Annotated in this window: 16 protein-coding genes and 1 pseudogene; 8 read left to right on the top strand and 9 right to left on the bottom strand. The window is 63.1% G+C overall.

The features are described 5' to 3' along the window. The first annotated feature begins 2 nt into the window (after positions 1 to 2). From G522_RS0103130 to G522_RS0103105, 6 genes are all read left to right on the top strand, one after another. Positions 3 to 1,817, top strand: a complete 1,815-nt coding sequence (locus G522_RS0103130) for a sensor histidine kinase (protein ID WP_026789795.1) — start codon at positions 3 to 5, stop codon at positions 1,815 to 1,817. After that, positions 1,810 to 3,141: a sigma-54-dependent transcriptional regulator gene (locus G522_RS0103125; RefSeq protein WP_026789794.1), complete on the top strand. Its 1,332-nt coding sequence runs from the start codon at positions 1,810 to 1,812 to the stop codon at positions 3,139 to 3,141. Before G522_RS0103130 ends, G522_RS0103125 begins: the two co-directional genes overlap by 8 nt. Before the next feature lie 82 nt (positions 3,142 to 3,223). Next, entirely contained in the window at positions 3,224 to 4,225 is a 1,002-nt protein-coding gene (locus G522_RS0103120; protein ID WP_026789793.1) for a LacI family DNA-binding transcriptional regulator, read from the top strand. Positions 4,226 to 4,430: 205 nt separating this feature from the next. Then, on the top strand, positions 4,431 to 5,411 hold the full coding sequence (locus G522_RS0103115) for a sugar ABC transporter substrate-binding protein (RefSeq protein ID WP_026789792.1): 981 nt from the start codon (positions 4,431 to 4,433) through the stop codon (positions 5,409 to 5,411). A 95-nt stretch (positions 5,412 to 5,506) separates the two neighbouring features. Beyond that, on the top strand, positions 5,507 to 7,087 hold the full coding sequence (locus G522_RS0103110) for a sugar ABC transporter ATP-binding protein (RefSeq protein ID WP_084632682.1): 1,581 nt from the start codon (positions 5,507 to 5,509) through the stop codon (positions 7,085 to 7,087). Then, on the top strand, positions 7,065 to 8,093 hold the full coding sequence (locus G522_RS0103105; RefSeq protein WP_026789790.1) for an ABC transporter permease: 1,029 nt from the start codon (positions 7,065 to 7,067) through the stop codon (positions 8,091 to 8,093). Before G522_RS0103110 ends, G522_RS0103105 begins: the two co-directional genes overlap by 23 nt. 89 nt (positions 8,094 to 8,182) lie before the next feature. Here the strand turns inward: G522_RS0103105 and G522_RS25335 are convergent, their stop codons facing one another. The 9 genes from G522_RS25335 to G522_RS29395 all read right to left on the bottom strand — a co-directional run bounded on the left by G522_RS25335 (position 8,183) and on the right by G522_RS29395 (position 19,180). Then, a complete protein-coding gene (locus G522_RS25335) occupies positions 8,183 to 10,075 on the bottom strand; it encodes a putative bifunctional diguanylate cyclase/phosphodiesterase (protein ID WP_051228232.1) in 1,893 nt (630 codons plus the stop codon). 267 nt (positions 10,076 to 10,342) lie between these two features. Beyond that, the gene (locus G522_RS0103095) at positions 10,343 to 12,040 is read right to left on the bottom strand and encodes an ABC transporter ATP-binding protein (protein WP_026789789.1); all 1,698 of its coding nucleotides are present in this window, start codon (positions 12,038 to 12,040) and stop codon (positions 10,343 to 10,345) included. A 5-nt stretch (positions 12,041 to 12,045) separates the two neighbouring features. Further along, entirely contained in the window at positions 12,046 to 12,990 is a 945-nt protein-coding gene (locus tag G522_RS0103090; protein WP_026789788.1) for an acetamidase/formamidase family protein, read from the bottom strand. Between the two features lie 80 nt (positions 12,991 to 13,070). Beyond that, positions 13,071 to 14,687: an ABC transporter substrate-binding protein gene (locus G522_RS0103085; protein ID WP_026789787.1), complete on the bottom strand. Its 1,617-nt coding sequence runs from the start codon at positions 14,685 to 14,687 to the stop codon at positions 13,071 to 13,073. Between the two features lie 66 nt (positions 14,688 to 14,753). Beyond that, positions 14,754 to 15,674 carry an ABC transporter permease gene (locus G522_RS0103080; RefSeq protein WP_026789786.1) on the bottom strand — a complete coding sequence of 307 codons (921 nt, stop codon included), beginning with the start codon at positions 15,672 to 15,674 and terminating at the stop codon, positions 14,754 to 14,756. 1 nt (position 15,675) lies between these two features. Next, complete coding sequence (locus G522_RS0103075) at positions 15,676 to 16,524, bottom strand: ABC transporter permease (protein WP_026789785.1); 849 nt, start codon at positions 16,522 to 16,524, stop codon at positions 15,676 to 15,678. Further along, positions 16,524 to 17,108 carry an ANTAR domain-containing response regulator gene (locus G522_RS0103070; RefSeq protein WP_026789784.1) on the bottom strand — a complete coding sequence of 195 codons (585 nt, stop codon included), beginning with the start codon at positions 17,106 to 17,108 and terminating at the stop codon, positions 16,524 to 16,526. The genes G522_RS0103075 and G522_RS0103070 overlap by 1 nt, the downstream gene beginning before the upstream one ends. After that, positions 17,105 to 18,244 (bottom strand): transporter substrate-binding domain-containing protein, encoded by a 1,140-nt coding sequence (locus G522_RS0103065; RefSeq protein ID WP_026789783.1) that lies wholly within the window; start codon positions 18,242 to 18,244, stop codon positions 17,105 to 17,107. Before G522_RS0103065 ends, G522_RS0103070 begins: the two co-directional genes overlap by 4 nt. Positions 18,245 to 18,934: 690 nt before the next feature. Next, on the bottom strand, positions 18,935 to 19,180 hold the full coding sequence (locus tag G522_RS29395) for a helix-turn-helix domain-containing protein (RefSeq protein ID WP_026789782.1): 246 nt from the start codon (positions 19,178 to 19,180) through the stop codon (positions 18,935 to 18,937). 60 nt (positions 19,181 to 19,240) lie between these two features. On the opposite strand from G522_RS29395, the gene G522_RS0103055 reads away from it, so the two are divergent. Further along, the gene (locus G522_RS0103055) at positions 19,241 to 20,164 is read left to right on the top strand and encodes a site-specific integrase (protein ID WP_026789781.1); all 924 of its coding nucleotides are present in this window, start codon (positions 19,241 to 19,243) and stop codon (positions 20,162 to 20,164) included. 340 nt (positions 20,165 to 20,504) lie between these two features. After that, positions 20,505 to 20,767: pseudogene (locus G522_RS30355) on the top strand (hypothetical protein); the annotation flags it as partial.

Below are 20,767 nucleotides of genomic sequence, written 5' to 3'. Positions count from 1 at the left end.
CCATGACCCAACGCCACGCGCAGCGATCGCTCGCTCTCATGCTGCCCGCCATTCTCGCGCTGGCGCTGGCATCGAGTTTCGTCGGCTTCAAGGTCAGCGAGGGCACCAGCATTGCCCGACTTGCCGAGCGCGGACGCCAGCGTCTCGATCTCTACGAGACCAGCCTGGAACGCGAGATCGACAAATATGCCTTCTTTCCGGCGACGCTGGGCCTCGAACGCGATGTCGTCGATCTTCTTGTCAACGGCGGCGAGGGGCAGACACGACGGATCAATCGCTATCTCGCGGAGCTCAACAAGAGGGCCGGATCGCTGTCCATCTATGTGCTGGATTCGCGCGGCCATGTGGTCGCTACCAGCAACTGGGACCTGCCCGACAGCTTCATCGGCGAGGATTTATCCTACCGTCCTTATTTCCACGATGCCATGTCCAAGCGGACCGGGCGCTTCTTCGGCATCGGCACGACGCGCGGCGAACCGGGCTATTATCTGTCTTCGCCCATCCTGGTCGATGACCACGCAATCGGTGTGGCGGTCGTCAAGGTCAGTCTGGAACAGCTTGAGAAATCCTGGTCGACGGTTGAAGCGCCGGTGCTGGTCACCGACGAGAACGGCGTCGTCATTCTTGCGTCCGTGCCCTTCTGGAAGTTCACGACGGTGGTGCCGCTCAGCGATGCCCGACGTCGTGAACTCGCCCAGTCCCTGCACTACAACGCCCGCCCGCTGCCACCGCTCGGCTTGCAGTCACAGGGCGTCGTCGGGGCCGACAAGGCTGAGATCGTCCAGCTCGTCCGGCCTGCCGGCGAGGCTTCGCAGACCTTTCCGGTATCCGGCTTGTTCCTGTCACAATCGGAGCCGCTCCGAGGCACCGACTGGCGGCTGACGGTCCTCTCTCCCTTCGGCGACCTGCGCACCATGGCGTGGCTCAACGCCGCCCTTGCCGCGGCCGTCGGCGTCATCTTGTGCATCGCCATGATCGCGCTCTATCTGCGACGCGTCCGCCTGTGGGAACGGCTGCGTGCCCGCGAGGCGTTGCAGCAGGCCCACGATGAGCTCGAACGCAAAGTCGAGGAGCGTACGCGCACCCTCAAGGAGGCCCAGGACGAATTGATACATGCCGGCAAGCTCGCCGTGATCGGCCAGATGTCGGCGGGCCTCGCCCATGAGCTCAACCAGCCACTCGCGGCCTTGCACACGCTATCCGACAACACCGTGAAATTCATGCAGCGCGGGCTTCTTGAGGAGGCGGAAAGCAACCTTACGCTCATTTCCGAGCTGGTGACCCACATGGGCACGCTGACCGGTCAGCTCAAATCCTTCGCGCGCAAGTCGACCGGCCAGCCGCGTCCCGTCGAGGTGCGGCACTCCATGGAGAACGCCCTGTTCTTCCTCGACCGCCGGCTGTCTCAACGGTCCATCCGGCCGGACATCGACGTCGAGCCTAACGATCTTGCCGTCCTCGCCGACTCCAACCGGCTGGAGCAAGTTCTGGTGAACCTCATCGCCAATGCGATCGACGCGGTCGAAAGTATCAAGGAAGCACGCCTCCATCTGTCGGCCCGCCGCGATGGCGAGCGTGTTCGCATCGAGGTGCGCGACAACGGACCGGGGTTCAGCGACAGCGTGCGCGACCGGCTGTTCGAGCCATTTTTCACGACCAAGGACTCGGGCGGCGGCCTGGGGCTGGGGCTTGCTATCTCCGCCGGTATTGCCCGAGACTTCGGCGGCTCGCTATCGGCCGTCAGTCTTGAGGGCGGAGGCGCGCTTTTCGTGCTCGACCTGCCATCCGCGGCCGCTTCGGAGATCATCGATGCCTGACACGCTCAAGGTCTTGATCGTCGAGGACGACCCCAATGTCAGGCGCGGCTGCCAGCAGGCGCTGGTGCTGGAAGGCATTCTTGCCGATGCCGTCGACAGCGCCGAGAACGCCTGGCGCTATATTTCCGACAACGCACCGGCCGTTGTGATCTCCGACATTCGCCTGCCCGGCTTGGACGGCATGGCGCTGATGGCGCGCATTCGCGCCTTTGACCCGGACCTGCCAGTCGTGCTGATGACGGGCCATGGCGACATCTCGCTGGCCGTGCAGGCGATGAGGGAGGGTGCCCAGGACTTCATCGAGAAACCCTTCTCGTCGGTGCATCTTGTCGAGGTCACGCGCCGCGCGCTTGAGAAACGGCGCCTGGTGAACGAGGTGCGGGAACTGCGTCAGCAGCTCAAGAACGGCCAGAACCTGGAGACCCGCATCATCGGCAAATCGCCGCAGATCCAGATGGTGCGGCGGCGCATCGTCGATCTCGGCCAGGCCTCGGCGGACGTGCTGATCACCGGCGAAACCGGCACCGGCAAGGAACTGGTCGCCCAGTGCCTGCATGATTCGAGCCCGCGTCGGAACGGCAACTTCGTCGCCCTCAATTGCGGCGGCATGCCCGAAAATCTCATCGACAGCGAGATTTTCGGCCACGAGGTCGGCGCGTTCACCGGTGCCGCCAAGCGGCGCATCGGCAAGATCGAGCACGCCAATGGCGGAACGCTGTTTCTCGACGAGATCGAGAGCATGCCGATGGGCATGCAGATCAAGCTGCTGCGCGTGCTTCAGGAACGCAAGATCGAGCGTCTCGGCTCCAACCAGGTCATCGACATCAACTGCCGGGTGATTGCCGCCTCCAAGGCAGATCTGCGCGAACTGTCCGACCAAGGGCGCTTCCGCGCCGACCTCTACTATCGCCTCAATGTTGCAACGCTACGCCTGCCACCGCTTCGCGAACGGCGCGACGATATCGGTTTGCTGTTCGAGCATTTTGCCCATCAGGCTGCGGCGCGCTACGGCCGTCCCATTCCCCGCGTCGACAGCGAAAAGCTTCAGGCGTTGATGGCCTACCAATGGCCCGGCAATGTACGCGAACTCAAGAACGCCGCCGATCGCTGGGTGCTCGGCGACGTCGAAGGCTTTCCACTCGACGATCCGGATGGCGAGAATCGCAGATCGCTGACGGAAACATTGGAGGTTTTCGAGCGCCGGCTGATTTCCGAGGCGCTGCGCCGCAATGGCATGTCGCTGTCGCGCGCTGCCGAGGACCTCAAGATGGCCAAGACCACGCTGCATGACCGGATCAGGAAATATAAACTGTCGGTGCGCTGACGCGGCTCCCGTGAGAAAATCCCGTTGAAATCACCGGCGGTCCGTCTATGCATAGGCGGCGCAACCGAACCCCGAGCCCAACGTGAAACCGCGCACGACAATCCGCGACGTTGCCAGGAAAGCCGGCGTGTCCGTTGGTACGGTTTCCCGGGTGGTCAACGGCCACCCATCGGTCACCGAGGCCAAGAAGAATATTGTCCTGCGGGTAATCGCCGAACTGGGCTTCCAGCCGGACGCCGCCGCGCAAAGCTTGCGGCGCGGCACCAACCGAACGCTCGGCGTCATCATCCCCGATCTGCGCAATCCATTCTTTGCCGAACTCATGCAGCGCATCGAACTGCGCGCCAAGGAGCATGGTTACAGCGTGCTGTTCGCCAGTTCCGACGAACAGGTCGATAGCGAGGCGGAGCTGATCGCCAACCTGGTGCGCCGCAAGGTCGAGGGCGTGGTGGTGGTGCCGAGCAACCGGGCCGAGACGATCGCCAATCCCGACGGGATACGCCTCGTTGTGGTCGATCGCCAGATTGCTGGCCACCCCTTCGTCGCCGCCGATCACCGGGCTGGGGCGCGGATGGCCGCGGACTATCTCGTGTCGCTCGGCCACCGGCGCATCGCCTGCATCTCCGGCCCCGAGAATTCCTTCGTTGCCCGCGAGCGTCTCGCCGGCTTCATGGATGTCATGGCTGCCCATTTCGTTGAAGTTGGCCTTGACCCGGCCTCTTGGGTCATTTCGGCCCCGTTCAACTACGAGGGGGGACATGAGGCAGCCAAGACGTTGCTTGCCGAGGATGGTCCGAAACCGACGGCGGTGTTTGCCTGTTCGGACCAGCAGGCCATCGGCGTGCTGCGCGCCGCCTTCGATCGCCGCATTGCCATACCCGACCGGCTTTCGGTCGTCGGCTTCGACGGTATCCTGATTTCCGATCTGGTGGTGCCTCGCCTGACAACGGCCGCCCAGCCGGTGGCATTGATCGCCAATTGCGCCACCGATCTGCTGATTGGCGGCGAGCCGCTCGATGCTGCGACGAGCCACATCTTTCCCTGCGCCATGGCGCTGCGCGAAACCTGCGCTCCCCTGCCCTAAAGCCGCCCGCCAACTGATGACCGGGCCGGATTTTGACGCAAACACCTGTAAAGCAACGATAATTTCTATCACCCCCCGACTTTGGTCGGAATGCCGTCTCTCGCCTTGATGCGATTGTGCTATACTGATAGCGTCATTTGGAAACGTTTCATCGGGCCGGTACATTGGGTCCGGCTCAACGAAAACGTTCGCTTGGGAGGGTAAAATGACTTCATTTTCTTCGGACGGGCGGACTCTGTCTGGCGTAAGCCGTCGTCAGCTGCTGGTGGCCGGCGCCGCCGGTTCTCTGATCCTGGTTTCGGGTGGCCTTCCGGTGCTTGCTGCCGGCAAGAAGCCCAAGGTCGGCCTGGTCATGAAGTCGCTCGCCAACGAATTCTTCAAGCAGATGCAGGCTGGCGCCGAGAAATATGCCGCTGAAAACAAGGACAAGTTCGACTTCAAGGCCGTTGGCATGAAGGACGAACGCGACTTTGCCGCCCAGGTCGACGCGGTCGAGAATTTCGTCACCCAGAAATATGACATCATCGTTGTCGCCCCGGCCGATTCCAAGGCCATGGTTACGCCGCTCGCCAAGGCCGTGAAGGCCGGTGTCGCCGTCATCAACATTGACGTCGAACTCGACCAGGACGCCAAGAAGAAGGCCGGCATCGACCTCGCCTTCTTCGGGCCTGATAACCGCGGCGGTGCCAAACTGGCGGGCGACGCGCTGGCCAAGGCTCTTGGCGAAGGTGGCAAGGTCGTCATCCTCGAGGGCAACCCGGAGGCCGACAACGCCCAGCAGCGCAAGAAGGGCTTCGACGACGCAGTTGCCGCCGGCAAGCTGAAGCTGCTCGACAGCAAGACGGCTCATTGGGAGACCGAGGAAGCCAACACGCTGATGACCAACTTCCTGACGAAGTACAACGACATCCAGGGCGTGATGGCCGCCAACGACTCGATGGCCCTCGGCGTCGTCAAGGCCCTCGACAGCGCCGGTCTCTCCGGCAAGATCAAGGTGGTCGGCTTCGACAACATCCCGGCCGTGCAGCCGCTGATCAAGGCTGGCAAGATGCTGGCGACCGTCGAGCAATATGGCGCGCAAATGGCCGCCATGGGCATCGAGTACGGCCTGCGCCAGATGGCCGGCGAGAAGTTCACCGGCTGGGTCAAGACCGACATCAAGCTGATCACTGCCGCCGATCTCTGATCGGTCGTCGTTACTTCACCCTGGGTCCGGCACGGGACAACCCGCGCCGGATCCCCTGTCCCTGCCGCGCCGAAGCATTCAGGGTATTTCCTTTCATGACCACAGACTTCAAGGAAACGGCGCCGGGCGCCGATCCTGTTGCCATCGCCGAGCGCGATCAAGAGCATGGCGCCGGGCCGATCCTGAAGCTTCAGGGCGTTGGCAAGCGCTTTCCGGGCGTGGTCGCCCTGCGCAACGTCACATTCGAGATCGAGCGCGGCGAAGGCCACGTGCTGCTCGGCGAAAACGGCGCCGGCAAGTCGACGCTGATCAATCTGCTCGGCGGTCTCTTCCCGCCCGACGAGGGCAGCATCTGGTTCAACGGAGAACCCTATCGTCCGGCTTCGCCATTCGAAGCGTTTTCAAAGGGCATTCGTGTCGTTCACCAGGAACTCAATCTGCTCTCCAACCTGACGGTGGCCGAGAACCTGCTGTTCGAGCAGCTGCCGAGCCGGCGCGGCCTCGTTAATTTCCGGGAAATGAATCGGCGCGCCGCCGAACTCCTGGCCGAGGTCGGCCTCGACATTTCTCCGTCGACCGTGGTGAGCCGGCTTGGCGTCGCCCAGATGCAGTTGGTGGAGATCGCCAAGGCGCTCGCCCATGAAAGCAAGTTGCTGGTGCTCGACGAGCCGACGGCAACGCTGACCTCCAAGGAGGTCGACCGTCTGTTCGAGATCTTGCACCGCCTCAAGGAACGCAAGGTCACCACCCTCTACATCTCGCACCGCCTGCAAGAGATCTACGAGGTTGGCGACCGTGTCACCGTGCTGCGGGATGGCCAGCACGTCACAACGCGGCCCCTTCAGGGCCTCGTCATCCCGGACATCGTCCGCCTGATGGTTGGTCGCACCATCGCCGACCAGGGCGTGTTCCGCGAGGATATCCAGCCCTCGGGCGAAGCGCTCGCCGTCGACGACCTTCGCTTGACCGAGACGAGCCCGTCGATCAGCTTTTCAGTGCGCAAGGGCGAGATCGTCGGCATAGCCGGCCTGGTCGGTAGCGGCCGGACCGAGGCGGTGCGCGCCATCTTCGGCGCCGATCCCAAGGCCTCGGGCACCGTCCGCGTCGGAGGGCGTGTCGTCACCATCGCTTCACCAAAGGACGCGGTCGCCGCCGGCATCTGCCTGATGACGGAAGACCGCAAGCAGCAAGGCCTGCTGCTCGACATGAGCTGTGCCGAGAACATTACCATTACCGATCTGAAACGCCTGTCGCGCCGGGGATTGCTCGACCGGACCACAGAGAACGCAGCCTCCGAAACACTGGTTGCCAGCTTGCGCGTCAAGACGCCGACCATTTTTCATAAGGTCGGCACCTTCTCGGGCGGCAATCAGCAGAAGGTGGTGATTGCCAAGTGGCTCTATCGCGGCTCCAGCGCGCTGATCTGCGACGAACCGACCCGCGGCATCGACGTGGGCGCCAAGGCCGAAATCTACGAACTGATGGGGCGTCTCGCCGCCGAGGGCAGAGGCATCCTCGTGGTGTCTTCGGATCTGCCGGAGCTGATGTCCATCTGCCATCGCATCCTGGTGTTCTCCAATGGGCGCATTGCCGGCGAAGTGCCGCGCGCCGAGTTCGACCAGAACCGCATTCTCTCGCTTGCCTATGAGGAGTATGGACGTGCCCGAGGGAACTGAAAGCGCCAGCGAGCGCAAGACGGCGACGGTGTGGGACAACTTCCTGCGCATCTCGATGCGTGAGGCAGGCGTCGCCATCGCGCTGGTGATCATCGTGGTGTTCTTCTCGGCGACGGCGCCCTATTTCGCCACGCCCGAGAATTTTCTGAAGATCTTCGTGCAGATCGCCATCAACACCGTTCTCGCGGCCGGCATGACCTTCGTCATCCTGACCGGCGGCATCGACCTGTCGGTGGGGTCGGTTTTGGCGCTGTGCACGGTGGTCGGGGCCACCATCATGGTGCGCGAGGACCTGTCGCCCTGGACGTCGATCCCCCTGGCACTCCTCGCCTGCATGGCCACAGGCGCGGCCTGCGGCGCCGTCAACGGCTGGGTCTGCGAGAAGTGGAAGTTGCCATCCTTCATCGTGACGCTCGGCATGCTTAACGTGGCGAGCGGGCTTGCCCGCGTGGTGTCCGACAACTCGACCATCACCGGTCTGCCACAGCCCTTCGTCGACTTCGGCAATCAGATCTACTTCGGCGTCCTGCCCTCGATCTTCCTGATTGCCATCATCGTCGTTCTGATCGGCTGGTTCATCCTGCGTTTCACCGTGTTTGGCCGCTTCGTCTTTGCCATCGGCACCAACGAGGAGGCGGTGCGCCTCTCCGGCCACAATCCGCGCATCTTCAAGATCGCCGTTTTCACGCTGAGCGGCCTGACGGCCGGCATTGCGGCCATGGTGTTCCTGCTGCGCCTCAACGTCGGTAGCCCGATCGCCGGCATCGGCTATGAGCTCAACGCCATCGCGGCGGTGATCATCGGCGGCACATCGCTATCGGGCGGCAAAGGCTCGATCATCGGCACGCTGGTCGGCGCCTGCATTCTCCAGGTGCTGGCAACCGGCCTGCAGTTGCTCGGCGCCGAGGACAACGTCAAGCCGATCGTTATCGGCACCGTGATCGTGCTGGCCGTGGTGCTCGATACTTACCGCAATCGCCTGCTGCGCAACCTCGAATCGCGCTGACCGCGAAAACCCAACGAATAGGCCTGCCCCGTGAAGCGAACGGTGGCAGGCTTATGAAGATCCGACAGCTTGCTTCGACCTGCGGCGTTTCAAATCGCCATGAACACCTGCTTCTTGGGTGACGTCGAGTGAGGCGAAGCGAGATGGAAGGTGTCGGCGAAATGCGACGCCAGCATCGGCTTGCCAATCAGGTACCCCTGCCCTTCAGTGCAGCCTTGGCGCAGCAAGCTTTCGCGCTCGGGCTCCCGTTCGATGCCCTCGGCAATCGTCTCCAGATCGAAGGCCCGGGCTATGTCGAGAATGGCCCGTACCACCGAAGCGTCCTTTTCAGACACCAGCATGCCGTCAACGAAAGAGCGATCGATCTTGATCCGCGTCAGCGGGTATCGCTTCAGCAAGCTGAGCGACGCGTAACCGGTGCCGAAATCGTCGAAGGCGATGCCGACGCCGCAAGCCCTGAGGTCGCGCAGCTTCTCGAGCACGACGTCGTCGTGATCCAGCACGATATTTTCCGTAATCTCGAGCTCGAGGCAGTTGGGTGGCAAACCATGCTTTTCGAGCGTGTCCATCACCTCGGCGGCAAAGTCGCTTCCCCGAAACTGCGCGCCGAACAGGTTTACCCCGATGCGAAAGGTTTCGAGGCCCTGACGCCGCCAGAAAGCGGCCTGAGCGCAGGCCTCGTCGAGAACCCAGGAGCCGACCGTAGCCGCCAGCGGACCATGTTCGAGGGCTGGCAAAAAGGCCGCCGGGGCCAGAAGGCCGCGCACGGGGTGCCGCCAGCGGATCAGCGCCTCGGCCCCCGTCAGGGCGCCGTCGCTCAGGCGGATCTGCGGCTGGTAGACGAGCAGGAACTCGCCGTCCTTAACCGCCCGATGGATCTCCATGCCGTAAAGGCGCCGCGCCGCCGCCTCCATGCGTAGCGACGGCTCGAAAACCAATGATCTGCCTCGTCCGTTCGTCTTAGCCCGACACAAAGCAAGGTCGGCGTTGCCGAGCAGTTCCACGGGACTATTCGTATGCAGCGGGGCCAGCGCAACACCGCAACTTGCCGCAATACGGATCTCCTGGTCATCGACGAACATCGGTTTGGCGATGCCCTCGTTCACGGTGTTGGAGATCTTCAGGGCCTGCATTGGGTCGACAACATCATTCAGCAACAAGGCAAATTCATCGCCGCCGATCCGCGCCACCACGCCGGTGTTCCCGAAATGACTTTCCAGCCGCTGGGCGACTTCCCGCAGAATGTGGTCGCCCACGGCATGGCCCAAGGTGTCGTTGACGTCCTTGAAGCCATCGAGGTCGATCATCACGACAGCGACGTTGAGATCGCGCGCCAAGGCCTCCTCCACCTCACGGAAGAATCGGCCACGGTTGGCAAGCCCAGTGAGCATGTCGAAATTGGCGAGCCGGTAGAGCTCCTTGGTTTCGCCTTGGTAGGCCGCCGCGTCATGCGAAGCGTTCGGCCGAACGGTCCGCTCCGTAGACACTTCGATGCGCCGGAGCTCCAGCCTGTCCGAGGCCATGGTGGCCAATTCCCGCAGGCGAGCCCTGTCGTCTTCGGAAAAATCCTCGTGGGGTTTGCTGTCGAGTACGCAGAGCGCCCCAAGCGCCAGGCCATTGGGCGAAAAAAGCGGAACGCCGGCATAGAACCGCACGCCGGCTGATCCCCTGACCAGGGGATTGTCATGGAAACGCTCGTCCGCGGTCGCGTCCGGAACCACCATCACACCATCCTGGGCAATGGCATGAGCGCAGAACGATGCATCGCGGCTCATATCGACGTCACCAACCCCGATGCTGGCGGCGAAGAACACATGATCGCTTCCGATCATGTTCACCGCGGCCACGGGCATGTCGAACATGCGGGCGGCAATCCGAACCACGGAATCGAGACTGGGCAGCGCCTTCTCGTCTCCCAGGCCATACTCGGAGAGCGCTTTCAGCCTCTCGGGTTCTGTCGGCAAAATCGGAGGACACTTCATAGACCTCGCTCCCGAGCGCATCCGTGAGAAAGCATCGTGCCTGAGCGCCCTATTGCCGTACCCGTCTGCGGCGCCTGTATCCGCGTCCGGGACTCAACGGCTGATTCCCATGCTGAGGAAACATCCTCCGTCCCTCAAGTAGCGCAAAGGTACTATTGCGGCTTCTTTCTCAACGAATGGTTCATCCGACCATAGAGACTGGGCGCGCAACAACGATCCTTCCCTTCGGAAGACGGCTGTTAGCGGACCGGGTGTTGGCGGGCTCTGTCAGCCTGCCATGGCCAGATGTCGCCGGGATGGATCAGGGATCGGGACGGCGGCGATCAGCCGGCGGGTATAATCCTGTTCCGGGTTTTCGAAGACGGCACGCCGCGATCCATATTCGACGATCCGGCCACCGTTCATCACCGCGACGTCGTGCGACATACGCTCGATGACGGCCATATCGTGCGAAATGAACAGGTAGGCTAGCCCTTCCGTCTCCTGCAGTTCCAGCATGAGATCCAGCACCTTGGCGCGCACCGACACGTCGAGCGCGGCGACGCTTTCGTCGGCGACGATCAGTTTCGGCTTCAGCGACAGGGCGCGGGCGATGCAGATACGCTGCCGCTGGCCACCAGAGAATTCGTGCGGGTAGCGGCTCGCCACGTCCGGCGTCAGGCCGACGCGGCGCAACAACTCGGCGACCCGATCGGTACGATCCGTCCGGTCGCCTATGCCGTGGATCGCCATCGGTTCGGCAATGGCTGAGCCAACCGTCATGCGGCTGTCGAGCGAGGCGTAGGGATCCTGGAAGATCATCTGGGCAAGGCGCCTGACCGGCCGCATGGCCCGGACGGAAAGGTCCATCAGCTCCTCGCCATCGATGGCGACATATCCTTCGTAGGGAATGAGGCCGAGCACCGCCTTGCCGGTGGTCGACTTGCCCGAGCCGCTTTCGCCGACGAGGCCGAGCGTCCGGCCAGCCCTGAGCTCGAAGGAGACGCCGTCAACGGCAAGCTGCCCGGCCTTGCGGCCGAACAGGCTGGCACGGGCGCCGTAGGTCACCTTGAGATTCTGGACCGCCAGGACCGGCTCCAGCGACTTCTCGGCGCGAGGCGTTGCCTTTGCTTGCGCGGTGACCGCCGGCGGCCCGTCAGTGCCGGCACGGGCGCCGATGCGCGGCACGGCGGCGATCAGCTCGCGCGTATAGGTCTGGGTCGGACGCTCGAAAACATCGATCGCCGAGCCGATTTCGACGATGCGGCCATCCTTCATGACGGCGACGCGATCGGCCATCTCGGCGACGACGCCCATGTCATGGGTGATCAGGATGGTGGACGTGCCGAACTCGCCCTTCAGCTCGCGCATCAGCTTCAGGATCTGCGCCTGCACCGTGACGTCGAGCGCCGTGGTGGGTTCGTCGGCGATCAGCACCTTCGGCTGACAGGACAGCGCCATGGCAATCATCACCCGCTGGCGCATGCCGCCGGAGAGTTCGTGCGGATATTGGCCGAGGCGCCTTGCCGGCTCGGTGATCTGCACCGCGTCCAGCATGCGCAGCGCCTGGGCGCGGGCAGAGGCTTCGTTTCCGCCCTGATGGATCAGGATGGGTTCGATGAGCTGCTTGCCGATGGTCATCACCGGATTGAGCGATGTCATCGGCTCCTGGAAGATCATGGCGATGTCGCGGCCGCGCACCTCCCGCATGGCCCGCTCGCTGAGGCCGGCGAGGTCACGGTCACCGAGCGTTATCGAGCCGGAGACGATGCGCAGCGAGGCGCGCGGCAGCAGTCGCATCACGGATAGCGACGTGACCGACTTGCCCGAACCACTTTCGCCGGCAAGACAAAGCGTCTCGCCTGCCACCAGATCGAAGCTCACGGCGTCAAGCACGCGCTTGGCGCCGCGATCGGTCAGCGCGTCGACGGTCAGCCCTTCGACGCTTAAAACTGGCGCAGCCGCTGTCCTGAAATCTCCACTCATGTCCGTCACGACAGCACGATCCTCGGGAAGTAGAAGCTCACCACCACGTTGGGCATGTCGACGATCTCGGAGATGCGGAGGTCACCGGCGACCGAGCAGAGCATGTAGGCATCGGCAGGATTGTAACCGTGCTCGGCAGCAAGAAGATCGATCATCCGGCTGAGCGCCTCGCGCGACGCCGTCAGGAGGTCCGGACCGACACCGGTCGTTACCTCGTAACCGGCCGCATCGAGATGGCGTGTCACCGGCCCTGGCGTCGTGAAGCGCGGGCTCTCGAGCTTCTGGCCCTTCAGAACGCTCAGCGTCAGCGTCACGTCCATGGCGCTTTCGATGGCGGTGCCGCAAACCTCGCCGTCACCCTGGGCAGCGTGCGTGTCGCCCACCGAGAACAAGGCTCCTTCGACCTCGACCGGCAGATAAAGCGTGACGCCCGAGGTGAGATCGCGGATGTCGAGATTGCCGCCGACGCGGCGCGGCGGCACCACCGAGTGAACGCCCGGCTCGCGTGGGGCGACACCGATCGTTCCGGCAAACGGCTTGAGCGGTACGCTGCCGCCTGGACCGAACAGGGAAGGCGCCATGGTGCTGGGATCGTATTTCCAGACATGCAATGCCGGATCGGTGAACTGGTCGGCCAGTAGGCCGAAGCCGGGGATCACCGCCGTCCAGCCAATGCCGGACGGAACGAATTCGCGGATCTCCACCTTCAAGACGTCGCCGGGCTCGGCGCCTTCCACATAGACCGGACCGGTCACCGGATTGACCTTGGCGAAATCGAGGTTGACCACGTCGGCCGCCGTGGCGCCCGTGCCGAGCTGGCCACCGGAGCTGTCGAGACATTCGAAGTGGATGGTCGAGCCGGATTTTGCCACGGCGGCCGGCGTGAAATCCCGGCTCCAGCCGTAATGATGGTCGCGGCGATGGATGGTGTAGTCGCAGGCAACGCACATGGCGGTTTCTCCCTTGAGCCAGTTAGCGGGGGAGGATCGCTCCTCCCCCGCTCTGGCGCGGACTTGCGGTCAAGTCCTTGTTATTGCTTCACATAGATCGCGTCGTAGTTGATGACGCGCGTCGGATCGATGTAGAAGTTGCCCGGCCCGCCCATGCGCTTGGACTTGGCGACGACGCGGCGTTCGTTGAACACCGGGATCCACGGCGCATCGGCCATCAGGTCGGTGAAGATCGAGCCCCAGAGCTTGGCGCGCTCCGCCTTCTTGGCGGGGTCGGACATCGAGTCCGCCTGAATGGCGCGGGCATCGAGATCCTTGTTGCAGTACCAGGACCAGTTCCAGCCACCCTGCACCGCACCGGCACAGCCGAGGATCGGCCCGTAGAAGTTGGAGGGATCCGGGAAGTCGGCGATCCAGGCCATGCCGCCCGACCAGATCATCGGCGCCTCGCCCTCGGTGCCACCGGCGGCGATGACGTTGGCATTGGCCAGCGCCTTGATCTCGGCCTTGACGCCGATGGCCGCGAAGTCCTGCTGCAGGGCCTGCGCGATACGCGGGTTGGGATCGGTCGAGGAAGCGTAGAGGGCCGTCTCGAAACCGTTCGGGAAGCCGGCCTCGGCAAGCAGCGCCTTGGCCTTGGCGACGTCGTAGGCGTAGCCCTTGAAGTCCTTGTCGTAGCCCGGCATCAGCGGCGGCAGCGGCTGGTTGGCCGGTGTGGCGCGGCCGTTGACGATGCGGGTAATGCGCTCCTTGTTGACGGCCATGTTGAGGGCCTGCCGCACCTTGACGTTGTCGAGCGGCTTGACGCGGGTGTTGAGGGCAACGTAGCCGGTCTGGAGCTGCTCGCCATCGACGATGATATCGGCGGCATCGGGGCCGTTCTTGATCTCGAGGAACTTGGCCGGCGGGATGCCGTCGCCGGCGATGTCCACTTCGCCCTGCTGCAAGCGCAGCAGCGCCACCAGCGGCTCCTGGCCAACTTCGACGGTGAAGCCGTCGATCTTCGGCGTGTCGGGAACGTAGAAGTTCGGGTTCTTCTCGAACACCAGCTTCTGCCCGATCACCCAGTCCTTCAGGACGAAGGCGCCGGAGCCGACCGGCTTCTTGCCGAAGTCCTGGCCCTCGGCCTCGACGACTTCCTTAGGGACCACCGAGGAGAAGTTGATGGCGAGCACATGCAGGAAGGTGGCGTCGGGCCGGCTCAGCTTGAAGACAACGGTGTGATCGTCGGGTGTTTCGATGCCTTGGAGACCGTCGGCCTTGCCGCCCGACAGGGCGTCGAAGCCGGCGATGGCGCCGAAGAAGCCGGCGCCGGGGCCTTGCGTCTTCGGATTGACGGCGCGTTCGATGGAATACTTGACGTCGGAGGCCACCACTTCGCGGCCATTGGAGAACTTGACACCCTTGCGGAGCTTGAAGGTGTAGGTCAGCCCGTCGGGCGTGATCTCGAAGCTCTCGGCCAGTGACGGCACCAGATCGGCGGTGCCGGGGGTATATTCCATCAGGCGGGAGAACAGGCTCTTGATCATCGACCAGTTCTGCCAGTCGTAGCCGATGGCCGGGTCGAGGGTGGCGATATCGTCCTTGTAGGTGACCGTGATGGTCGCGCCCTTGACGGGCGTCTCCTCGGCCAGCGCGACGAGTGGCGTCAGCGCCATCAGTCCAGCCAGCGCGGTTCTTTGCAGCCAATGTGTCATGCGGGTTCCCCTTTGTTTAAGGTCTGTTGTTTTCGTTGGCCGGTCTAAGCCGGCGTCATCGGAGCCCTAACGGGCCCGAATTCTGGGATCGATCAGCGGCGCCACGAGGTCGGCGATCAGGTTGCCGATCACGATGGCGAGCGAGGAAATGAGCGTGACACCCATGATGATGGGAATGTCGACCTGCTGGATGGCCTGCCAGGCGAGCTGCCCGATGCCGGGCCAGCCGTAGACGGCTTCGACGACGACCACGCCCCCCATGAACTGACCGATGTCGATGCCGATCATGGCGACGATCGGCAGTAGCGCGTTGGGGATGGCGTGGCGCAGCACGACGGTGCGTTCGGCGACGCCCTTGGCCCGCGCGGTGCGCACATAGTCCTGATTGAGAACGTCGATCATCGCCGAGCGAACCATGCGGGCATACCAGCCGGCACCCAGCACGCCGAGTGTCAGGGCCGGCAACACCACGTGGCGCACCGTTCCGAAGCCGGACATCGGGAACCACTGCAGCGTGGCGGCGAAGACGTAGAGCAGCAGCAGGGCCACCACGAACTGCGGCGCCGAAACGCCGATGAAGGAGCCCATCATCACCAGCCGGTCGACAGGGCCGCCGCGGCCGAGGGCGGCGATGGTGCCAAGCGTCAGGCCGATCACCACCTCGACCAGGATGCCGGTGACCATGAGGATCAGCGTCGCCGGCAGGCGGGCGACGATCAGCGTCATCACCTCGGTCTTCTGCGTGTAGGAGCGGCCGAAATCGCCCTGCACGAGATTGCCGAGATAATGGACGAACTGGACGAGGAGCGGCTGATCGAGGCCGAGCTCGTGCCGGATGTTGGCGACCGTCTGGGCGGTGGCGGACCGGCCGGCCAGCTGCACCGCCGGGTCGGCCGGCAAGGCGTAGAGCAGCACGAAGGTGATGGCGGCGACGCCGAACAGGATCAGCAGCGCGCCGCCGAGCCGGCGCAGGATCAGCTCGATCATCTCACATCCTCCCGCGCTGGGTGGGGTCCAGGATGTCGCGCAGTGCGTCGCCAACCAGGTTGAAGGACAGCGCCGTCAGCAGGATGGCGATGCCGGGGAACACCACCAGCCAGGGTGCCGAGGTGAAGAAGCTCTGGCTTTCGAAGATGATGTTGCCCCAAGAGGGCTCGGGCGGCTGCACGCCGACACCGAGGAAGGACAGCGTTGCCTCGAGCAGCACCGTGGTGGCGATGCCGAGCGTGCCCCAGACGATGGCCGTCGGCATCAGGTGCGGCAGGATGTGACGGAAGATGATGCGGCCGTGGCCGGCGCCCAGCGAACGCTCGGCAAGGATGAAATCGCGCTCCACCAGCCCGCGTGTCTCGGTGTAGACGATGCGCGCCACCTGCACCCAGTTGACCATGGCGATCACCATGGCGACGATCCAGAGGCTGGGGTGAAACAGCGCCGCCAGGACGATGGCGAGCAGCAGCGCCGGAAAAGCCATCATCAGGTCGGTGAAGCGCATCAAGGCATTGCCTGCCGGTCCCCGCAGGTAACCGGCCAGCATGCCGACGCCCAGACCGATGGCGACGGCGGTGCCATTGGCAACCACACCGATGATCAGCGAGGTGCGGGCACCGAACAGTAGGCGGGTCAACAGGTCGCGGCCGAGCGTGTCGGTGCCGAGCAGGAAGGCCGCATCGGGGCCGATCGGCGCACCTTCGAGGGTCAGGCCGTCGAACAGTTGTTCGTCGGGTGCGTAAGGCGCGACCCAGGGTGCCACCACGGCACCGATCACGACGAGCAGCACGACGATCAGGCCGAAGACGGCTGTCGGGCGGCGCAGGAACTCACGGGCGATGCGCATCATCCGGCCTCCGACAGCGGAATGACGCCGGCCAGCATCTCGGCGGCGGTCTGTTCGATGGTGATGCGGCGCTTCATGGCGGCCCTCCGCAAGGCGGCGTAGGCGGCTTCCTCGTCGCAGACGGTGGCCACCTCGATGGCTCGCACGGCGGCATGCACCAGCGGCCGCATGCGAAGCCTTTCTTCGAGCCGCTCCATGCGGGCGGCCGCTTCAACGCCGCGAGCGTGCGCGGTGACGGCGAGCACCAACGCCGGATAGACCGCGGCAGGCGTCACCGGCTTGGGCAGGATGGCGAGGGCACCTTCGGATATGGCCCAGGCGATACGGCCGGGCGCTTCGGACTGCAGCAGCGCTACCAACGGGACAGGTGCAGAACCGCCCGACCACGGCAGCAATCCCGACCACCCCTGGTCGGCATCCACCAGCACGATGTCGGCCGGCGTCGCTTCAAGATCGAGCGGCGCCCACTGGACGCGGGCCTCGAGACCCAGCAGGCCGAGCTGTCGGACAAGCCGCTGCGTGCCCTCGTCGGGGCGATGGAGGATGACGGCCCGGCGGCCGACGAGATCGGGGATCATCGTCATGACACCACCCTCAGGCTGGAGCGGCCGCCCTCGCGCGATGCCGTCATGTAGGGATCGGCGGCAATGGCGGGCCGGCTGGCGATGATCTCGAAGTTTCCATCGTCGCGGATGCGGCCAAGATGAAACGGCAGGGCGGCGTGGTTGGTGCGCGGGTCGACGCGCATCGGACCATGGGGCGTTTCGAACAGGCCGGCGTGCACCGCCGCGCGCACGGCGGCCGGGTCGTCGGACCCGGCCGAACGAACCGCGTCCATCAGCATGTGAGCGGCGACATAGGCGCCTTCGATGAAGGACGAGAGCCGACGATCGGCGCCCAAAGATGTAGCGGCACGCGCGCGAAAGCGTTCGTTCTCCGGCGTTGCCAGGGTGCCGAAATAACTGGCGGTCGACAGATGGCCGGTAGAAAGGCCAAGGCCGATCTCGCCAATCTCGGCCTCGGTGAGATCGCAGCTCACCACGGGCCGAACTTCTGGCCGGAAGGCAGGATCGGCATCGCCGAGCGCCTTGTAGGCCCTCAGGAAGGCGTGGCTGGAGGGACCGATCAGGTTGTTGAGGATGAAGTCTGGCCGACGGCTCTGGATGTCGGCGATCAACCTGTCGACATCGGTTTCCTCGATCGGCAGATAGCGCTCGCCTACCACCTCGCCACCGGCATCCCGCAGCAAATCGCGGGCGATGCGGTTCATCTCCCAGCCCCAGACATAGTTGGCGCCGATGAGGTAAACCCGCCGGCCCTGCCGCGGCAGCAGATGCTCGAAGAGCGGCATCAGGTGCTGGTTGGGACAGGCCCCGGTGTAAATGGTGTTCTCGTTGGCCTCGAAACCCTCGTAGGGGCAGATGTACCAGAGCAGGCCGTCATGCTTTTCGATGAGTGGGATGACTTCCTTGCGGGCCAGCGAGGTGATGGTGCCGATGATGAGGCGACATCCCTCATCACGCAGCATGGCGCGCGCCTGCTCCAGATAGGCCCGCGGCTCGCCCTCGGGATCGGCATAGACCGGCTGGAAGGATGTCCCGCCGGACCCTTTGGCAGCCTCGTCAAAGGCCAGCGTCGCCCCATCGCGGCAGTCGCGCCCGATAGCGGCATAGGGACCGGTGCAGGAGAAGAGAACACCGACTTTCACCGTGTCGACCATCGCAAACCCCAACGCGGCGGCGAAATGCAAAAAGCCCCACGACACAGTCCGGTCCGATCGCAAGATCGCCGAAAGGTCATGGGGCCATGCTGCCCGCAGCTCTCAAGAGCCATGTCTGGTGAGCCAAGGCTTAGCCGATAGCTCACTTATTAGGCGTGAATGTTATCTGTGCTTTTTCCGTTCTGTCAAGGCCAGGGCAATGGGCAAAGAAGGGGCATGAATGACCGCCGGCCGATTTCTCACCGTTCAGACGCCGGGTAGCAGGGTGATAACGCCAGTTAGCGAACGTGCGATATTGCACGCCGTTTACCGGGATTAAGCGAGATTGTCCGGGATTTGGCGGGATAGAGCGGTGAATATCGCTTGGCACAGCCGCCACTGAAATCGACAGGGAATTCCGCTCAAATGTTCTGACCGCTAAAAGCAGTTGCGGAATACGCAGCAAGGGGACATTTTGTCCGTGCGGCGTTAGAAATCTGTGCCATCGCCACTGAGGGAGATCAGCGCCCTCCAGCCGCACCTTCCGCTAAAACTGTCATTCCGCCTCCTATGGCAGCACTGCGCAAAACTCCCGAAGGTACATTCTTGGGCTGGGCGACTGAAAGTCTTGCCAATTGCATATGAGGGAGATCAGCACCCTCCAGCCGCCTGCTTCGCTGTAGTAGCCAGAGGCTTAAGCCACATTGTTCTTCACGACCTGCCTGTAGCCAGCACGCGAATACCAGGCCCATCCTCTGGAGAGCCGACAAACTCAACTCCTGCCGCCTCAAGTGCTGCTTTTAGCGCGACAAGCGTCGAAACGTGACTTGCAGGAACACCGTCCATCGCCTCAAGCCGCTTAATGGTCCGCTGCGCAATGCCTGAGCGTTCGGCCAACTCCTGAGACGACAAACGCAAAGCAGCTCGAGCAGCCCGAATTTGAGCAGACGTGATCATTGACTACCCACATAATTGCCCATATGGTGCCATTTTATTCCCAAATAGGACATTTTGGCCATGTTGAGCAACAAAGAGACTAACGGTTCCAGTTGGCGAGAGGCTATCAACCGCCTTGAAGGAGCATACTCTGACCAGACACTTCGAAGCTATCGGTCCGATTTCGCAATCTTTGACAGCTGGTGCATTGCCAACAACCTTTGCTCGTTGCCGGCTTCACCTAGCGCGCTTGCCGCCTTCATCGCAGCCCAAGCGCCCGAGCTTGCAGCCAACACGCTACGCCGCCGTTTGGCCGGCATACGCAAAGTTCATCGTTTGTTCCATCTGCAAAATCCCGCCGAGGATGAGGACGTACAAATCGCCATGCGGCGAGCACTCCGAAGCAGGACGCGGCGGCCGCGGCAGGCTCTAGGCCTCACTAAGGAACTCAGAGACCAACTCGCCGCTGCCTGCAGCACTGACCTTGCCGGTCTTCGCGACCGAGCGCTCATCGTGGTCGGCTACGACACAATGTGCCGCCGGTCAGAGCTCGCCGCCTTGCGGGTCGAAGATCTGACCTCGCTTGATGACGGAAGCATGCTGGCGCTGATCCGACGCGCCAAGAATGATCCATTTGGAGATGGCCGCGACGGCCTCGTGTCGGTAGTTAGCGCTGAGGCGCTCAAGGCTTGGCTTGAAGCGGCGAACATTTCGGACGGATGGCTGTTTCGACGCGTGAATTCCGGGCGGGTTGGAGCGGAGGCCCTTCACCCACATTCGATCGGCCGCATTTTAAAGCAGCGCGCCCTCGCTGGAGGCCTTCCGGCCGAGATCGTCAGTCGCATCTCCGGGCATTCGATGCGTGTTGGCGCTGCGCAGGATATGGTGGCAAACGGCGCCGACATCCTGCCGATCATGCGAAGCGGCGGTTGGAAGTCGATTAATGTTGTGGCGAGGTATGTGCAGAACGTGGAGTTGACAAGGTTGGCGGGCTGGCGGCGATAACACGAATGCGGTTTCTTCCCTGAGCCAGCTCGCACAATATAAACCAATGCGATAAATGTGACTTCGAACGACCACAGAGCGGCGAGCCACTCGGTCAATAGCTTCATACAAGCTGATAATCGAAACCAGTTAAGAACTGAAATTATTGCGTTAATTAAGTCGGTAGCCAGGCTTCAATTACCAACCACTCTGGTCGCCGGCCCGTCAAATCAGAGCTTATTGAAATGCAACGCTGTTTCTTGGGTTGCGAATCTGGGATCAGCGCTTTACCCTACATGAACATTCCTGTTTTAGGCCGTATTCGGTCGATTTTTTTTAACAAATAGAAATCGGAGGCGTCATGCGCAGACTTGTAATTCTTCTTGCATCGTCAGCCCTTTTTTTTGCGGCAAACGGATTTGCGCAGCAGACTGTTGGTACACCGTTACAAATCGACGTTAGGGCCCTGGCTGATACACTTAATAAGTCCTCTCCCACATCCCCAGACGCGAAAGCGGCGTTGGAACAACTTATGCAAGCCGCGGATGCAGGGGACAAAGGCGCCCTGACCGCTCTGGGTTACGCCTATAATTCGGGAACCGGCGTCGCCAAAGACCCAGCTAA

Source organism: Pleomorphomonas oryzae DSM 16300 (assembly GCF_000422965.1).
Taxonomy (GTDB): Bacteria; Pseudomonadota; Alphaproteobacteria; order Rhizobiales; family Pleomorphomonadaceae; genus Pleomorphomonas; species Pleomorphomonas oryzae.
Note: the sequence above shows the minus strand (reverse complement) of the source record. Positions and strands in the feature narration are given on the sequence as shown.

Excerpts from the sequence above, each read along its gene's own strand:
- G522_RS0103125 (WP_026789794.1), top strand. The coding sequence starts at position 1,810 with ATGCCTGACACGCTCAAGGTCTTGATCGTCGAGGACGACCCCAATGTC.
- G522_RS0103070 (WP_026789784.1), bottom strand. The coding sequence starts at position 17,108 with ATGACGATGATCCCCGATCTCGTCGGCCGCCGGGCCGTCATCCTCCAT.
- G522_RS0103130 (WP_026789795.1), top strand. The coding sequence starts at position 3 with ATGACCCAACGCCACGCGCAGCGATCGCTCGCTCTCATGCTGCCCGCC.
- G522_RS0103110 (WP_084632682.1), top strand. The coding sequence starts at position 5,507 with ATGACCACAGACTTCAAGGAAACGGCGCCGGGCGCCGATCCTGTTGCC.
- G522_RS25335 (WP_051228232.1), bottom strand. The coding sequence starts at position 10,075 with ATGAAGTGTCCTCCGATTTTGCCGACAGAACCCGAGAGGCTGAAAGCG.
- G522_RS0103085 (WP_026789787.1), bottom strand. The coding sequence starts at position 14,687 with ATGACACATTGGCTGCAAAGAACCGCGCTGGCTGGACTGATGGCGCTG.
- G522_RS0103075 (WP_026789785.1), bottom strand. The coding sequence starts at position 16,524 with ATGCGCATCGCCCGTGAGTTCCTGCGCCGCCCGACAGCCGTCTTCGGC.
- G522_RS0103065 (WP_026789783.1), bottom strand. The coding sequence starts at position 18,244 with ATGGTCGACACGGTGAAAGTCGGTGTTCTCTTCTCCTGCACCGGTCCC.
- G522_RS0103105 (WP_026789790.1), top strand. The coding sequence starts at position 7,065 with ATGGACGTGCCCGAGGGAACTGAAAGCGCCAGCGAGCGCAAGACGGCG.
- G522_RS0103115 (WP_026789792.1), top strand. The coding sequence starts at position 4,431 with ATGACTTCATTTTCTTCGGACGGGCGGACTCTGTCTGGCGTAAGCCGT.
- G522_RS0103055 (WP_026789781.1), top strand. The coding sequence starts at position 19,241 with ATGTTGAGCAACAAAGAGACTAACGGTTCCAGTTGGCGAGAGGCTATC.
- G522_RS0103080 (WP_026789786.1), bottom strand. The coding sequence starts at position 15,674 with ATGATCGAGCTGATCCTGCGCCGGCTCGGCGGCGCGCTGCTGATCCTG.
- G522_RS29395 (WP_026789782.1), bottom strand. The coding sequence starts at position 19,180 with ATGATCACGTCTGCTCAAATTCGGGCTGCTCGAGCTGCTTTGCGTTTG.
- G522_RS0103095 (WP_026789789.1), bottom strand. The coding sequence starts at position 12,040 with ATGAGTGGAGATTTCAGGACAGCGGCTGCGCCAGTTTTAAGCGTCGAA.
- G522_RS0103090 (WP_026789788.1), bottom strand. The coding sequence starts at position 12,990 with ATGTGCGTTGCCTGCGACTACACCATCCATCGCCGCGACCATCATTAC.